13 protein-coding genes are annotated in these 15,574 nt (G+C 62.6%); 12 read left to right on the top strand and 1 reads right to left on the bottom strand.

Going from position 1 to position 15,574, the window contains the following annotated elements; translation table 11 throughout:
* The first annotated feature begins 306 nt into the window (after positions 1-306).
* The 6 genes from ACP7AX_RS18815 (at position 307) to ACP7AX_RS18790 (ending at position 7,608) form a co-directional block, all read left to right on the top strand.
* On the top strand, positions 307-1,587 hold the full coding sequence (locus ACP7AX_RS18815) for an ABC transporter substrate-binding protein (protein ID WP_426228674.1): 1,281 nt from the start codon (positions 307-309) through the stop codon (positions 1,585-1,587).
* Positions 1,588-1,654: 67 nt separating this feature from the next.
* Entirely contained in the window at positions 1,655-2,542 is an 888-nt protein-coding gene (locus ACP7AX_RS18810) for a carbohydrate ABC transporter permease (RefSeq protein ID WP_426228672.1), read from the top strand.
* On the top strand, positions 2,542-3,489 hold the full coding sequence (locus ACP7AX_RS18805) for an ABC transporter permease subunit (RefSeq protein WP_131683092.1): 948 nt from the start codon (positions 2,542-2,544) through the stop codon (positions 3,487-3,489). Before ACP7AX_RS18810 ends, ACP7AX_RS18805 begins: the two co-directional genes overlap by 1 nt.
* 67 nt (positions 3,490-3,556) lie before the next feature.
* Positions 3,557-4,600: a LacI family DNA-binding transcriptional regulator gene (locus ACP7AX_RS18800; protein WP_426228670.1), complete on the top strand. Its 1,044-nt coding sequence runs from the start codon at positions 3,557-3,559 to the stop codon at positions 4,598-4,600.
* A 38-nt stretch (positions 4,601-4,638) separates the two neighbouring features.
* Positions 4,639-6,225 (top strand): glycoside hydrolase family 32 protein, encoded by a 1,587-nt coding sequence (locus ACP7AX_RS18795; RefSeq protein ID WP_426228668.1) that lies wholly within the window; start codon positions 4,639-4,641, stop codon positions 6,223-6,225.
* A gap of 24 nt (positions 6,226-6,249) precedes the next feature.
* Complete coding sequence (locus tag ACP7AX_RS18790) at positions 6,250-7,608, top strand: right-handed parallel beta-helix repeat-containing protein (RefSeq protein ID WP_131683089.1); 1,359 nt, start codon at positions 6,250-6,252, stop codon at positions 7,606-7,608.
* A 3-nt stretch (positions 7,609-7,611) separates the two neighbouring features.
* Here the strand turns inward: ACP7AX_RS18790 and ACP7AX_RS18785 are convergent, their stop codons facing one another.
* On the bottom strand, positions 7,612-8,853 hold the full coding sequence (locus tag ACP7AX_RS18785) for a cation:proton antiporter (RefSeq protein ID WP_426228666.1): 1,242 nt from the start codon (positions 8,851-8,853) through the stop codon (positions 7,612-7,614).
* A gap of 229 nt (positions 8,854-9,082) precedes the next feature.
* On the opposite strand from ACP7AX_RS18785, the gene ACP7AX_RS18780 reads away from it, so the two are divergent.
* From ACP7AX_RS18780 to ACP7AX_RS18755, 6 genes are all read left to right on the top strand, one after another.
* A complete protein-coding gene (locus ACP7AX_RS18780) occupies positions 9,083-10,816 on the top strand; it encodes an ABC transporter ATP-binding protein (RefSeq protein WP_426228664.1) in 1,734 nt (577 codons plus the stop codon).
* Positions 10,813-12,870: an ABC transporter ATP-binding protein gene (locus ACP7AX_RS18775; RefSeq protein WP_426228662.1), complete on the top strand. Its 2,058-nt coding sequence runs from the start codon at positions 10,813-10,815 to the stop codon at positions 12,868-12,870. The genes ACP7AX_RS18780 and ACP7AX_RS18775 overlap by 4 nt, the downstream gene beginning before the upstream one ends.
* A 181-nt stretch (positions 12,871-13,051) precedes the next feature.
* The gene (locus ACP7AX_RS18770) at positions 13,052-13,561 is read left to right on the top strand and encodes a TIR domain-containing protein (RefSeq protein ID WP_426228660.1); all 510 of its coding nucleotides are present in this window, start codon (positions 13,052-13,054) and stop codon (positions 13,559-13,561) included.
* An 11-nt stretch (positions 13,562-13,572) separates the two neighbouring features.
* Entirely contained in the window at positions 13,573-14,406 is an 834-nt protein-coding gene (locus tag ACP7AX_RS18765; protein ID WP_426228658.1) for a macro domain-containing protein, read from the top strand.
* Entirely contained in the window at positions 14,403-14,861 is a 459-nt protein-coding gene (locus ACP7AX_RS18760; protein WP_426228656.1) for an HIT family protein, read from the top strand. The genes ACP7AX_RS18765 and ACP7AX_RS18760 overlap by 4 nt, the downstream gene beginning before the upstream one ends.
* Before the next feature lie 247 nt (positions 14,862-15,108).
* Positions 15,109-15,540 (top strand): toll/interleukin-1 receptor domain-containing protein, encoded by a 432-nt coding sequence (locus ACP7AX_RS18755; protein WP_426228654.1) that lies wholly within the window; start codon positions 15,109-15,111, stop codon positions 15,538-15,540.
* The last annotated feature ends 34 nt before the right edge of the window (positions 15,541-15,574 follow it).

The following is a 15,574-nucleotide window of genomic DNA, read 5'->3' as shown; positions in this document are numbered from 1 at the left end:
CCCCTCACGTCTGTCTGGCGCACGGCACTGTTCTGCTCCGTGCGGGACGGGATTTAACGGGAACCCTTCTGTTCGAGCTCGGTAAGCTGCGGAATCTGACAACTTGCCAAAACCTTTTTTCTGGACGTCAGGCTTTACGTTAGAGCCCCTGCCTCCGGCGATCAAGACCTGCCAGGGGGTCTAAGGGTGATGCTTGACACCCCGCAAACTTTGGTCTTATCTTGGTGCCAAGTCGTTTTAGCAAAACGATTTTTCACCCCAAGTCATTCTCGCCATTTCCGTTCGAGAGAAAGTGAGTCGACAGCGATGTCCACTCGAAAAACCATCAACCGATTCGCCGCCATCGGCGGGATCTGCACCGCAGTAGCCCTGGTAGCCACCGCGTGCGGCGCAGGGGGCCCGTCGTCTACGGGTAGCGCCGGCGCAAGCACCGTCAACGTACTGGTGGAGGCCGGCGGCCACGCTGAACTGACCGGCGTCGCCGAGCAATGCAAGAAGGACGCCGGCATCGACGTGAACTTCGTCGAATTGCCGTATGACGGCATGTTCAACAGGCTCTCCAGCGAGTTCTCCTCCGGAAACGTTTCCTTCGACGTCGCTGCCTTGGACTCGGTATGGCTGCCCAGTTTCAAGGACGCCGTCCAGCCCATCGATGAGATCTTCACTGATGAGGCCAAGAAGGACATCTTCCCCTCCCTCGTCAAGGAAGCCAATGTGGACGGGCACTTTATCGGCCTGCCAGCCTGGACCAACGCCGAGATCATCCTCTACCGCAAGGACCTCTTCGAGGATGCCAGGAACAAGGCCGAATTCCAGGGCAAGTACGGCTATGAACTCGCTGCCCCCACCACGTGGAAGCAGTACCAGGACATCTCCGAGTTCTTCACCAGGGACGGCATGTACGGCACCGACGTCAAGGGCGGCGTGGAAACCGAGTGGCTCGCCCATGTACTGCAGGCCGGCGGGCCGATGATCCTGGACGAGAACAATAAGGTGGTCATCGACAACTCGGCCCACAAGGAAGCCCTGGACTTCTACGTCGGCCTGGCCAAGTCCGCTCCGTCCGGCGCCGCGCAGGTGGACTGGGCGGCAGCACAGAACCTCTTCAACCAGGGCAAAACGGCCATGACCCGCTTCTGGGCCCACGCCTACCGGCAGATCCCCAAGGACTCGCCGGTGGCCGGCAAGGTGGGAGCGGCTCCCATGATCGCCGGGTCGGCGGGCATTGGCGGCGTCCCGGGCCCCTGGTACCTCACAGTCCCGAAGGCCACCAAGAACACTGATGCAGCCAAGAAGTTCATCCAGTGCGCCTATGACCACAACAGCATGGGCATCGAATCCAGCCTGGGCCTGGCCTCACGCATCTCAGCCTTTGAGAAGTACCAGGACAAGGAAGGCTACGAAAGCTTCGGTCCGCTGATCGAAACCCTGAACGGGAAAGCCACAGCCACCCGGCCGGCCACAGAGAAGTGGCAGCAGATCGTGGACACGGTCCTGGTTCCCATGCTGCAGAAGGCCGTGGCCGGCGGTGACTCCGCTACTCTCCTGGCTGATGCCAGGAAGCAGATCGAGGACCTCCTCAAGTAAAACCTCCGTGGCCGGCACCTGACTGACCGGTGCCGGCCACGGTCCCCAACCAGCGGAAGAGAAAACCGTGCGTATCTCCGATCGCCGCTTCGCATTGTTCCTGATGGCCCCAGCGGCGCTGTTCCTGGCAGTCTTTGTCGCCTTCCCGCTGTTCCGCCTTGTGGCGGACAGCTTCTTCAAGATCTCGCCGATCGCCGGCGGCCCCCGCGACTTCGTGGGGCTGGATAACTACTTTCGGGCGTTCGCCTCCGAAGCCTTTACCGGTGCTGGCTGGCGGACCCTCGCCTACACCTTGATCGTGGTGACCCTCGAATTCGCTTTGGGACTGGGGATGGCGCTGCTCTTCACCACCCTCGGGCGAAGCTCGCAAATCTGGCGGACCGTGTTCATGTACCCGCTGATGATCGCTCCGATCGTGGCAGGGCTGCTCTGGAAGTTCCTGATGATTGATAACTTCGGCCTCATTGGAACCCTCCTGTACCAGGCGGGGATCCTGTCCAACCCCAACCAGATCGGGTGGCTCTCAGACCCGGACATTGTCTTGTTTTCTGTTGCCATTCCTGACATCTGGCTGACCACATCGTTCATGTGCCTGGTCCTGTTTGCCGGGCTGCAGAACATTCCCGGCGACCTGATCGAGGCTGCACGGCTCGACGGCGCACGCGCTCCTGCCATGCTGTTCCGCATTATCCTGCCCCTGTTGCGACCGGTCATCGCCGTCGCCCTGGTGGTCCGCGGAATCGACGCGGCCCGGGCGTTCGACACGATCCTCATCCAAACAAACGGCGGACCGCAGTCTGCCTCGGAAACCATGAGCCTGCTGATCTACCGGACCATGATCCGCTTCGGCGATCCGGGGCTGGCGAGTGCCATGGGCACCCTCTACCTGCTGGCCATGCTCGCCGTCGCGTTCATTGCGGTGTCCACCATCTGGCGGCCAGGAAAGGACAACTGATGCGCGTCGCTGAACGAACAGCGCACGACGCCGGTGCGCCGGCTGGAGTGCCCGTGGAACCTGCCCTGCGCACTGTGACACGTGCGAGGAAGCGCCGCGGGGTCAACCGCGAAGGCCTCGAGGCCGGCCGACGGAGCACCAGGACCCTGTTGTGGATCCTCCTCGCCGCAGCGATGGTGCTCTACGGTTTTCCGTTCCTGTACCTGCTTTTCACGTCCTTCAAGACCCCAATCGATACCATCGCGGTGCCGCCCACCATCCTCCCGAGGGAATGGACGCTGGAGAACTACACCAATGCGCTGGGCCGCAACGGGGTCCTCGCCTCCTTCCTCAACAGCATCCAGACGGCCATCATCAGCACAGTTCTTTCGCTCGTGCTGGCGGTACCGGCGGCCTACGGCATTACCCGGTACCAGACCCTCAGCGGCAGGGTCTTTATCATGGCCGCACTGGTGACCCGCATGGTGCCGCCGGTGGCGATCGGTATTCCGCTGGCTTCGATGATGGCGGCGGTCGGCCTTTCAGATACTCCCATCGCGCTGTCCCTTGCCCACACCACCATCTCGTTGCCGCTTTCGATCTGGCTGATGGCGAGCTTCTTTGAAGCGGTGCCGAAGGACCTGGAGGAAGCTGCCACGGTGGATGGCTGCAGCCGGCTCGGAGCACTCTGGCGGGTGGTGATCCCGGTGGTGTCCGGCGGAATTGCCGTCACCGCGATCTTCGCCTTCCTGGCTTCCTGGAACGAGTTCCTCTTCGCTCTCCTGATGACAGCTATCCGTTCCCAGACAACGCCTGTGGTGATCGCGAACTTCCAGACCCAGTTCGGCCTGGACTGGGGATCCATGACGGCGCTCGCCGCCGTGTACTCCATCCCGGTCATCCTTCTTACCCTGCTCTTGCAGCGCAAGATCGTGGCAGGCATGACGCTCGGCGCAGTCAAGGGCTAGGCACCAGCAACGAGTAGCCTACTGGTAACCCCCAGGGGCATTTCGAACCATAAGGACGTGGAGACAGATGAGCAACAAGAACATCGGCATCAAGGACGTGGCCGTCGCTGCCGGCGTGTCCGTGACAACTGTCTCCCACGTGCTGAACAAGGTTTCCTACGCCCGGATCAGTCCCGAAACCAGGGACAAGGTCCGGTCCGCGGCGGAGGAACTGGGCTACGGCCCAAACCGCCTTGCCCAGGCCCTTCGCACCCAACGGACGGGCATGCTGGGCCTGGTCAGCGAGGATATCGCCACAACGCCCCACGCGGGCCGTATTATCCTCGGTGCTGAAGAGGCCGCCAAAGCCCGGGGCTACAACCTCATGATCATCAACACCTCCGGCTCAGCCAGCCTCGAATCGCGGCAGGCCGACGTCGAGGCCCTTCTGGAACGCCGGGTGGACGGCATCCTCTACGCCACCATGTACCACCGCCATGTGGAGCTGCCGGCCAACCTCGGCAGCCTTCCATCCGTCCTGGTGGACTCGGTGGCCACCGGCGGAAACATCACAGCCGTGATCCCGGACGAGGAAGGTGGCGCACGCGCCGCCGTGGGTGCGCTCCTGGAGGCGGGCCACACGAGGGTGGGCTTCATCAACAACACCGATGATGTCCCCGCAACCACCCAGCGGCTCAGGGCCTTCCGGGCAACACTGGACGAAGCAGGGCTCGACGGCGACGCGGCACCTGTGGAATCTGAGGTCTCCGAGGTGCAGGGTGGGTATGAGGCGGCCCGGCGGATGCTGGCCCGCGAGGACCGGCCCACCGGCTTGTTCTGCTACAACGACCGGATGGCGATGGGAGCCTACCGCGCGGCGGCGGAGCTGGGACTTACGATCCCGGCCGACCTTTCGGTGGTCGGATTCGATGACCAGGAACTGATCGCCGCCAACCTCTACCCGGGCCTTACCACCGTGGCTCTGCCCCACTACGAAATGGGTGCTTGGGCCACCGAGAACCTGATTGACGCCGTCGAGGGGAAGACCGATCTCTCCCTCATGGCACTTCACCCGACCATTCTGAGCTGTCCCCTGGTGCGCCGTGATTCCATCGCGGCTCCGAGGCAATAGGCAGCCAGATCTCGCCACTTCCCAAAGGAAAGCCCAACATGTCCAGCTGCCTTGATGCCGCACGGCCGGAAACGGCCCCGGCGGAAACCGCGCGTTTCCGGCCGGCCATCCACTTCACGGCAAGGGATACCTGGCTGAACGATCCCAATGGCCTGGTTTTCCACGATGGCCTGTACCACCTCTTCTTCCAGAACAACCCGCACGGCAGTGTCTGGGGAAACATGTCCTGGGGCCACGCCACGTCCCGTGATCTGCTGCACTGGACCGAACACCCTGTTGCCATTGCCGGCGACGAGACGGAGGATATTTTCTCAGGGAGCGTGGTGGTGGACCACGGCAACACGTCCGGGTTCGGCACAGCGGATGCGCCTGCCCTGGTAGCCATTTACACCAGTGCCTATAAGGCCGTGTCCGAACACAGCGGCTCGCAGGCCCAGTCCCTGGCCTACAGCACTGACGCAGGAATGACGTGGCGTAAATACGGAGGAAACCCCGTCCTCACCAGGAACTCCGCAAACTTCCGCGACCCCAAAGTCTTCCGCTATGAAGGGGAAGGGGACCAGGATGCGTGCTGGGTCATGGTGGCCGTCGAAGCGCAGCACCAGAAGGTGGTCTTCTACCGTTCGGAAGACCTCAAATCCTGGGACTTCCTGAGCGATTTCGGCCCGGCCAATGCCGACGCCGGCGAGTGGGAGTGCCCCGATCTCTTTCCTCTTGCGGTGGACGGGGACCCGGACGACGTCAGGTGGGTACTGATCGTGAACGTCAACCCGGGCGCGGTGGCAGGAGGTTCCGGCGGCCAGTACTTCGTGGGGAATTTCGACGGCGTCCGCTTCGCGCCGGACCCCGACTCGATCGCGGCACCCGAAGGGGTGGCTTCCCTGCCCGGCAGCGCGGCGGCCACTGCCTTACAGGAATGCTTGTGGCTGGACTGGGGACGCGACTGCTACGCCTCCGTGTCCTTCAGTAACGCCCCGGATGACCGGCGCATCATCATTGGCTGGATGAACAACTGGGACTACGCGAACGAGTTGCCCACCGCCCCGTGGCGGTCCTCGATGACCCTCGCCCGCGAAGTGCGCCTTACCGCAGTCAACGGCTCCGCACGTCTGGTCCAGCAGCCGGTCCTGGCCGATTTCTGCGCTGGCGAAGGGGACCCCACTGCAAAGGACCAGCTGAACGCCGACTCCTTTGAGTTCAAGAATTCAGCCCTCCGTTTGCCGGACGCTGTACCCGGCCGTGCCCAGGTCATCAGTGCTGAGATACTGCCCGGACGTGCCGGGCGGGTAACCTTCAATCTCCTCGGAAATGATGAAGGAAGCGCGGGGACCGTATTGAGCTACAACGCCGCCACCGCCAAACTGGTCCTGGACCGCAGGAGGTCGGGAAACACGGGCTTTCACGAAAAGTTTCCGTCTGTGGAATCAGCCCCGCTGGTCCTTGACGACGGGGTGCTTAAGCTGCAGATGGTCGTCGACCGTTGCTCGGTGGAGGTCTTTGCGCAAGGCGGCATGGTTGTCCTGACCGACCTTGTTTTTCCCGCTGAGGGACATGCGCAGAACCGGCTCTCGGCTGAGGGAGACTCGGCGACAATTCTGAAGCTTTCGGTCTCAACGCTCGCCTGACCGCAACCCAAGGGGAAAGAACCTATGCCAAGCAACAACTACTATGACGTGACCGCCTGGCCCGTCGGCAATCCGTCCAAGGACGTCGGCGAGGTCATCAACAGCATCATCGCTGACATCAAGGAACGGCAGTCCGCCACCGCTGTGGACAGTGGTGGAAAGCCGGGAGCGGTGATCTACCTTCCGCCCGGGGACTACCGCCTCCGGACGCAGGTGCGGATCGACATCAGCTTCCTTCGGATCGAGGGATCGGGACACGGCTTCACATCGTCGAGCATCCGGTTCAACGTTCCCGAAGCCGAATGGCCGGACCTGCACGAGCTGTGGCCCGGAGGCAGCCGCATCCTCGTCGACCTTCCCCCGAGCGGAGACGGGGAGGAATCCATGGGAGCCGCCTTCTACGTTGAGCGAAGCGGGAGCCCGCGAATCAGCTCGGTGGAGTTCTCCAACTTCTGCATCGACGGGTTGCATTTCACTTCGGATGGCTCGGGGCTGCCCCCGGAGAACACCTACGTCAACGGCAAGACCGGTATCTATGTTGCGAGCGCCAATGATTCATTCCGGGTCAATGGCATGGGGTTCGTCTACCTTGAGAACGCGCTCACCATCCACAACGCGGACGCGCTGTCCATCCACGACAACTTCATTGCTGAATGCGGAAGCTGCATCGAGCTGCGCGGGTGGGGCCAGGCCTCAAAGATCACCGACAACCTGATCGGAGCAGGACCCAAGGGCCATTCGATCTACGCCCAAAAACACGGGGGGCTCCTGATCACCGCGAACAACGTCTTCCCCCGAGGGGCGAGCAGCATCCATTTCGACGGTGTCACACGGTCAAGCGTCACCAACAATCGTCTTCATTCGTTTTATCCGGGGATGGTTGTTCTCGAGGGCAACAGTTCCGAAAACCTCGTGGCCACGAACCACTTCCTCCGTGACCATGAGCCCTGGACGCCCTTCCTGGGGGTGGACAACGGGCTGGACGACCTCCAGGGACTTCTTTGTGTCAGCGGCAGCAACAACTCCGTCATCGGCAACCACTTTTCCGAGGTCATCGACTCACAGAGCATCCGGCCTGCAGGTGCGACGCCCGTCATCATCAGGGTGAGGTCAGGGGTTGGAAACTTTGTCTCCAACAACCACGTTGTGGCCATGGACGTCCACGCCAAGTCAAGTGACTCCTGCTTCGCGGCCCAGGTGGACGCCCTGCTGACCACCGAGGCTTCGGACAGCCTGACCGTCACGGCAGTGTTGGTGGATTCCGCATCAGCCCGGAACACCATCCTTGATTCCGGAAGTGACGCCCAAGTCATCGCAGACAGGGCTGCCAACGCCGTCAGGCCCACACCCACTGTCGGTTCCGAGGCCCCTGCAGTTACGTGAGCTTCACGTCGGCACCTCACCGGGAACGTCGACGCGTTTGGACTTCCTGCGCAGTTTCTTCGGGCCGTGGCGTCCAGCCTCGCGGCCTTGGTGCTGGCGAAGTGCGAGCAGCGGGAACAGGAGTACCGAGAGCATCCCTGCTCCAATGAGTGAGGATGAGGTTCCGCTGGAAATAATGCCTTCATTCCGGCCGATGGCTGTCACCGCCACGATGATGGGCAAGCCCGTCGCACCAAAGAGGATGATGGCCCGTTTGTCGGCCCAGCTGGACTTCCGTGGGGCTGCGAGCAGCGATGGCAGGCCGCGGATGATCAGCAGGAGGACCAGGAACAGTGGGACCAGTGCAAGGGTGGCCGGGCTGGCGGTAAGCGCGCGCAAGTCGAAGTCAACGCCGGTGTCGATAAAGAAGATCGGCACCAGGAAACCGAACGCGACGGCGTCGATTTTCGTCTCGATGACCTCCCGGTCCTGCTCGGGCGCACGTGCAATGGTTGCCTTCCAAAGCACTCCGGCGGCGAAGGCGCCCAGCAGCATGTCCAGTCCCACCACCATGCTGAGCACCACGAGCACGGTGAGGATGAACATGATGGACCGGACGGCGAACTGGCCGCTGGTGTGCAGGGTCCGCGTGACCTGGGAATGGAGCAGCGTGTGCCGTGCCCGGGAGGCAACGAAGATCGCCAGGCCGGTCAGGAGGACAAACCCCAGAAGCACTGCCGTGGCTGGTCCTAGCTCCCGGCCGCTGAAGAACAGGGAGATCGCAACCAGGGGGCCGAACTCTCCCGCCGCACCCAGTGCTGTGACCGCGATGCCCAGCGGTGTTCTCGATTCCCCTGCATCGCGAAGGATCGGCAGCAGCGCGCCCAGGGCTGTGGAACACAGCGCGACGCCGATGATCACGGCCGCGGCCGGCGTCGGGCCGAGAATGAAGCCAGAGCCGATACCTGCCGCCAATGAGATCACCCAGCCTGCGGAGGCGCGGTTGAGGGGCCGGCCGCGGATCACGGCAAAATCAATTTCGTTGCCGGCCACGAAGAAGAGCATGGCCAGCCCGAACTGGGCCAGCGTATCCACGAACTGGGTGGGTTGGATCCAGCCCAACAAGCTGGGGCCCAGCATGATGCCGAGGACAATCTCGAACACCACGATGGGTACTTTCACCACCCGGTCAAGGAAGCGCGTGGCAAGGGGAGCCGCGACGGCCAGCAGGGCGATCAGAACCAGTGACGTGGACAAGCCCTGCATCAGCGGTACCTCCGGTACCTCGGCTGCTCGGAAGGAAAAGTAGCTCCAAAGGTACCGCCACCACTGGTGAGGGCGCTATAAGAGCCGAAGCCAAACGTGCTGCCGTGCCGGGGTAAATACGCCGTGGGAGAACTGGCCAAATTTCTCCAGCAGGCACGGCTTCACCCCAGCCTCCGGACGTAAACTGACCTTCGCACCACGTTCCGTGAGCCCTGGACCAGGAGCCGCCATGCTCTGGAAACTGCTTGTTGAATACCTGCGGCCGCACCGGCAGCTGCTGATCGCCGTCGTGGTTTTCCAGCTGGCGCAGTCCATCGCGTCCCTGTACCTGCCCACCCTGAACGCGGACATCATCGACGAGGGCGTGGCGAAGGGGGACACCGGGGTCATCCTCAGCCTGGGTGGCCTGATGCTGGCGATCACGCTGTTGCAGATCATCTGCGCCGTGATCGCGGTGTACTTCGGCGCCAAGGCTGCGATGGGCACGGGAAGGGACCTGAGGGGCGCCATCTTCGCCCGGGTGGGGCAGTTCTCTGAACAGGAAGTGACCAGGTTCGGCGCGCCCAGCCTGATCACCCGCTCCACGAACGATGTCCAGCAGGTCCAGCAGCTCGTCCTGATGGGTGCCACCATGATGGTGGCCGCGCCCATGCTGGCCATCGGCGGGGTGATCATGGCCATCCGGCAGGACGTCCAGCTGTCCTGGCTGATCGCCGTCGCCGTGCCCGTGCTGCTGATCGCCGTGGGGCTCATCATTGTCCGGATGGTGCCGCTGTTCCGGAAGATGCAGAAGCGGATCGACACCGTGAACCGGGTGCTCCGCGAGCAGCTCACCGGCATCCGCGTGGTGCGCGCCTTCGTCCGCGAGGACATCGAGACCGCCCGCTTCGCCCAGGCGAACGACGACGTCACGGACACCGCGCTGCGTGCCGGCCGGCTGATGGCGCTCGCCTTCCCCGTGGTGATGCTGGTGCTGAACGTCTCCAGCGTGGCCGTGATCTGGTTCGGCTCGTTCCGGATCGAGGACAGTTCCATGCAGGTGGGCACCCTGATCGCATTCCTGAGCTATCTGATGCAGATCCTGATGTCCGTCATGATGGCCACTTTCATGGCCGTGATGATCCCGCGCGCCGCGGTCTCGGCGGACCGGATCGGCGAGGTGCTGGGCACCGAATCCAGCGTCCGCCCACCGAAGAACCCCCTCAGCAGTGCCGTGCGGCGCGGGGAACTGGAAATGCTCGACGCCGGATTCGCCTACCCGGGTGCCGATCAGCCGGTCCTCTCCGGGATCAGCTTCACCGCCAGGGCGGGGCAGACGACGGCGATCATCGGCAGCACCGGCTCCGGCAAGACCACCCTGGTGAACCTCATGCCGCGGCTGTTCGACGCCACCTCCGGCTCGGTCCGGATCGACGGCGTGGACGTGCGCGAGCTGCACCCGGACCTGCTCTGGGGGCACATCGGCCTGGTCCCGCAGCGGCCCTACCTGTTCACCGGCACCGTCCGCAGCAACCTGCAGTACGGCAAACCGGACGCCACCGAGGACGAGCTCTGGTCAGCGCTGGAGATCGCCCAGGCACGCGACTTCGTGGAGGAGATGGAGGGCGGGCTGGACGCACCCATCTCCCAGGGCGGCACCAACGTTTCCGGCGGCCAGCGGCAACGGCTGGCCATCGCCCGTGCTTTGGTGAAACGGCCCGAGCTCTACATCTTCGACGATTCGTTCTCCTCGCTGGACACCGGCACGGACGCCCGCCTGCGCCGCGCCCTCAAGCGCAGCACCGCCGGCGCCACGCTGGTGATCATCGCCCAGCGCGTGTCCAGCATCGTGGACGCGGACCAGATTTTAGTGCTCGACGACGGCAGGATCGTGGGCCACGGAACGCACCACGAGCTGCTGGAGACCTCGGAGACGTACCGCGAGATCGTCTCCTCCCAGCTGTCAGCGGAGGAGACGGTATGAGCTCGCCGCACCGGCCGACGTCGGGCGCTGGTTCCCCCAACCCTGCCGCGCCGGGCGCAACCGCGCCGGCCTCGAAAACCGGCACTGCCGACGTCGTACGCATTCCCCGCCCGCCGGTAGGGCCCGGGAGGGGCGGCGGACCGTTCGGCGGGATGAACATTCCGGCGGAGAAGGCGATGAATTTCGGGCCGTCGGCGAAGCGGCTGCTGGGCACGCTGCGGCCGGAGCGGGCGTGGCTGCTGCTGGTGCTGGTGATGGGCGTCGCGAGCGTGACGCTTTCCGTGATTGGGCCGCGGCTGCTGGGGGAGGGCACCAACCTGATCTTCGCCGGGGTGGTCTCGCGGGAGCTGCCCGCCGGCGTGGGCAAGGCGGAGCTGATCGCGCAGCTGCGGGCCGCGGGGGAGAACCAGAAGGCGGACATGCTCACGCCCATGGCGCTGACGCCGGGGGCGGGGATCGACTTCGTGGCGCTGTCCAGCGTGCTGCTGTGGGCGCTGGTGCTGTATGTGCTGGCGTCGGCGTTTATGTGGGTGCAGGCGTATGTGCTGAATGGGGTGGTGCAGCGGACGGTGTTCGGGCTGCGGGAGGAGATCGAGGCGAAAATCCACCGGCTGCCGCTGCGGTATTTCGATTCGATCCAGCGCGGCGAGCTGCTGAGCCGGGTGACCAACGACGTCGATAACGTTTCCCAGAGCCTGCAGCAGTCCATCAGCCAGGCGGTCACGTCGGTGCTGACCGTGGTGGGTGTGCTGGTGATGATGGTGATCCTTTCGCCCACGCTGGCGCTGATCGCGCTGGTGACCGTGCCGCTGACGCTGGGGGTCACGGCGCTGATCGCCAAGCGCTCGCAGAAGCTGTTTGTGGCGCAGTGGACGCACACGGGGGAGCTGAACGGGCAGATCGAGGAGACGTACACCGGGCATGCGCTGGTGAAGGTGTTCGGCCGGCAGCGTGAGGTGGAGGAGCGGTTCCGGCAGAAGAACGTGGAACTGTACGACGCGAGTTTCGGTGCGCAGTTCATTTCCGGGCTGATCATGCCGGCCATGACGTTCATCGGGAACCTGGTGTACGTGGGGATCGCGGTGGTGGGCGGCCTGCAGGTGGCATCCGGGGCCATGCAGCTGGGCGATGTGCAGGCGTTCATCCAGTACTCGCGGCAGTTCACCATGCCGCTGGCGCAGCTGGGGTCCATGGCCAACCTGCTTCAGTCCGGGGTGGCATCGGCCGAGCGGGTGTTCTCGTTGCTTGATGAGGAGGAGCAGTCGCCGGATCCCTTGCCTTCCGGTGGTCCTTCGCCGGATGGTGCGGGGCGGGGGCGGCTGGTGTTCGAGTCCGTTTCCTTCTCGTACTCGCCGGACAAGCCGCTGATTTCTTCTTTGTCCCTGGTGGCGGAGCCGGGGCAGACCGTGGCGATTGTGGGGCCCACCGGTGCGGGCAAGACCACGCTGGTGAACCTGATGATGCGGTTCTACGAGATCGACGCCGGGCGGATAACGCTCGACGGCGTGGACATCACCTCGGTGCCGCGGCGTGAGCTGCGCTCGCGGCTGGGCATGGTGCTGCAGGACACGTGGCTGTTCGGCGGGACCATCCGGGACAACATTGCGTACGGCCGGCCCACTGCTACCGAAGCGGAGATCATGGAGGCGGCGACGGCGACTTACGTGGACCGGTTCGTGCGGTCCCTGCCCGAGGGGTACGACACCGTGCTGGAGGATGAGGGTTCTAATGTTTCGGCTGGTGAGAAGCAGCTGCTGACGATTGCGAGGGCGTTCCTGGCCCGGCCGTCGGTGCTGATCCTGGATGAGGCTACGTCTTCAGTGGACACCCGGACCGAGGTGCTGGTGCAGAAGGCGATGCGGGCTTTGCGGTCCGACCGGACTTCGTTTGTCATTGCCCACCGCCTGTCCACGATCCGCGACGCCGACCTCATCCTGGTGATGGAGGCCGGCCAGATCGTGGAGCAGGGGACGCATGCTTCGTTGCTGGCGGCTGGCGGGGCTTATGCGCGGCTTTACGAGGCGCAGTTCGCGGCTCCGGTGGCGGAGGTTTAAGTTCTCCTAGCCACGGCTCAGGCTACTCTCGCCAACGGGCCCTTCAGGAAGCCAAAGGCTTCGAGGGCACAAGCGAAGGACCGCTACGGCCTTCCGATGTTTGTCGGTGACTCCAGCTAAGGTTGTCTCATTCGGCCGTTCTCAATATCGAGCTCGGCGAAAATCTGTGGGGGAGATTGAAGTGAGCTACCGGAATAAGACTTACGTGGCGTTCGCGAGTGAAGACATCCTGTCGTACCGGCTCATGGAGGCGTGGCGAGAGAACAAGAACATCGACTTCAACTTCTACGACGCACACGACCTCTACGAGGCTCGTGACAGTAGCCGGCCCGAAACAATTAAGGGGAATCTGCGCGAGCGGATGAAGAACGCGAAACAGATTGTCCTGCTTGGCAGCCCAAGCGCCAAGAAAAAGGGCGGCGACGGCGCGTCGTTCCTGGCATACGAACTGCAGATTGCATTGGAGTTCAATCTGCCCATCGTGGTCGCGCATCTGGATAAATCACGCAAGGGTAACGGCGCTAACTATCCCAAGCCGCTCAGTGATGCAAACCACCACACGATCTCTGTTTCATTTCAACCGACGATTATCAAGTACGCCCTCGACAATTACGCCCCGGGATTCGCCAGCAGTGCCATGACCGGTGAGCGCATATACAGCGCCAGCGTTTACACCGGCTTGGGACTGTAGACGGGCTGGCTGTGGCAAAGCTCTCGCCGCGTCAGATGAAGTTGCTGGGCCAGCGATTTCTTGCTGCACTCGGCATTAGCGCAATCCCAATAGGGATTATGGCGCCGTTGTCACCCTCGTGGTGGGATGGGAAGTGGTGGCTGGTTCTTTTTGTGGGCGTAGTAGCCGCGGGCTGGGCATGCCTAGGCATGCGACATCGCGAACCCCGCCAAACGTACCGAGAGAATGTCACCATCCGCCTGGTGGTGGGTGATCTTTTCGATCAGGGCGAGAGCGTCGTGGTCGGGATGACCACCACCTTCGACACATCTGTGCCTGACGTGATTGAACCGAACAGTGTTCAGGGCAGCTTCCTGCGGTCGGTGTACGGTGGATCCCAGCATAGGCTTGACCACGACTTGGATCATGCCCTGACATCTGTGGCCGCCGTCGGGACGATCACCAAGGCAGGAAAGCAAACTGTCTACCCCGTCGGTACTGTTGCCACGCTCTCACCGCCTGGGCCCATTCGCTACTACTGCGCCGCTTACACAACAATGGATAGGCAGAATAGGGCTACTGGAACTATCCGTGGGGTCCTCGACAGCCTTGACGGGAGTTGGGACCAAGCAGACGCCCATGGCAACGGTGCCCCGATATGTGTCCCTCTCATTGGGCAGGGACAGTCCCGCATCCCTGAACTTACCCCGGAGATCGCCGTTCGCTTGATCGCCTTCTCATTCCTGCTGCGCACCAAACGGTCTCGGTTCTCCAAGGAACTTCGCATCGTCATCCATCCGGACGAACAGCACAAGATTAATCTCCCTGAGTTCCAAGCATTCCTGACGTCGCTGGTGACCTCATGACTGACAGTAGCCTCGAACTGCCCGACGACGATCCTTGTGCATTTTGTGACTACCTCAGCGGCAAGAGGCCGTTTACCATAGTCTGCCGAACGAACCTCATCGCGGTACTCGTCACAAGGGACCAACGAGGCGTTGGCCACCTCCTCGTCATCCCAACCCGCCATTACCCGACGCTTCTCGAAGCAACCATCGAGGAACGCCATGCTCTCATCGACACGGTCGCCGCGGCTGCTACCGCGATTGACGATGCTTACGAACGACCTGGAATAGCGGTCTGGCAGAACAACGGAACTGCCGCACACCAGGCCATCGCGCACCTCCACTTCCATGTTGCCGGGACACTTCCCGGCGGCGGTACCAACTTCGGAGAAGTCCCCGAACTCAGTATCGAGCAAACGGACCAAATTGCGCGTCGCCTCATTGGAGTGGGTAGGTCGACCATCTGCCAGCCGTAACATTGCCCATCGTCGAAAAGCAACGGTGGTGATGCGTGCCGCCACCAGCCGCGGCCATCGTTGGCGCGACGCAGTTGATTTGAGGGCTTAGAAATCGATCGTAATACCCATCAATCCCGCTAGGAATCAGCTAAGTTGGTCGGTAATCCGACCGAATCAAAGGTGATGGACGGAATAATTCTAAGCTCCGCATTCTTTGGATGTTTATGCCAGCGTCGAGCTGGCAATCGGAAAGGATTGGTAAGAAATGCGAGTTTTCATTAGCTGGTCGGGTCCTAAAAGTCAGCTTGTGGCCGCCGCACTTCATGAGTGGCTCGATGGACCGCTGAACCAGATACAGACGTTCATGAGCCAAGAGGACATCGCTGCGGGTGAAGACTGGAGCGCCACGATCGACGATGGACTTAACAACGCTTTGTTCGGCATCATATGCACGACACCGGAAAATCAGGCCGAGCCTTGGCTAAATTATGAAGCCGGAGCAATCGCCAAGGCTGTGAATGGTGTGCAATCGCGAGTCGTGCCACTTCTCATTGATTTCTCTGATCCTACCGAACTTGTGGGGCCGCTCAAGAAGTTTCAGGCCAAGAAAGCTGACCAGGAAGGAATATTTTCCGTTGTTCGGTCAATTAATTCGGCCCTTCGCATTTACGCATGGTTGGTTTGTTTGATCCGGTAGTGCCGGTGGCCGCCGGCGGCGAGTAGGCATCTGA

The sequence above is a fragment of the Pseudarthrobacter sp. DSP2-3-2b1 genome, assembly GCF_049895945.1.
Lineage (GTDB): Bacteria > Actinomycetota > Actinomycetes > Actinomycetales > Micrococcaceae > Arthrobacter.
The sequence above is the reverse complement of the archived record's forward strand: the minus strand, read 5'-3'. Positions and strand labels throughout refer to the sequence as shown.

Excerpts from the sequence above, each read along its gene's own strand:
- ACP7AX_RS18815 (WP_426228674.1), top strand. The coding sequence starts at position 307 with ATGTCCACTCGAAAAACCATCAACCGATTCGCCGCCATCGGCGGGATC.
- ACP7AX_RS18805 (WP_131683092.1), top strand. The coding sequence starts at position 2,542 with ATGCGCGTCGCTGAACGAACAGCGCACGACGCCGGTGCGCCGGCTGGA.
- ACP7AX_RS18800 (WP_426228670.1), top strand. The coding sequence starts at position 3,557 with ATGAGCAACAAGAACATCGGCATCAAGGACGTGGCCGTCGCTGCCGGC.
- ACP7AX_RS18795 (WP_426228668.1), top strand. The coding sequence starts at position 4,639 with ATGTCCAGCTGCCTTGATGCCGCACGGCCGGAAACGGCCCCGGCGGAA.
- ACP7AX_RS18790 (WP_131683089.1), top strand. The coding sequence starts at position 6,250 with ATGCCAAGCAACAACTACTATGACGTGACCGCCTGGCCCGTCGGCAAT.
- ACP7AX_RS18785 (WP_426228666.1), bottom strand. The coding sequence starts at position 8,853 with ATGCAGGGCTTGTCCACGTCACTGGTTCTGATCGCCCTGCTGGCCGTC.
- ACP7AX_RS18780 (WP_426228664.1), top strand. The coding sequence starts at position 9,083 with ATGCTCTGGAAACTGCTTGTTGAATACCTGCGGCCGCACCGGCAGCTG.
- ACP7AX_RS18775 (WP_426228662.1), top strand. The coding sequence starts at position 10,813 with ATGAGCTCGCCGCACCGGCCGACGTCGGGCGCTGGTTCCCCCAACCCT.
- ACP7AX_RS18760 (WP_426228656.1), top strand. The coding sequence starts at position 14,403 with ATGACTGACAGTAGCCTCGAACTGCCCGACGACGATCCTTGTGCATTT.
- ACP7AX_RS18755 (WP_426228654.1), top strand. The coding sequence starts at position 15,109 with ATGCGAGTTTTCATTAGCTGGTCGGGTCCTAAAAGTCAGCTTGTGGCC.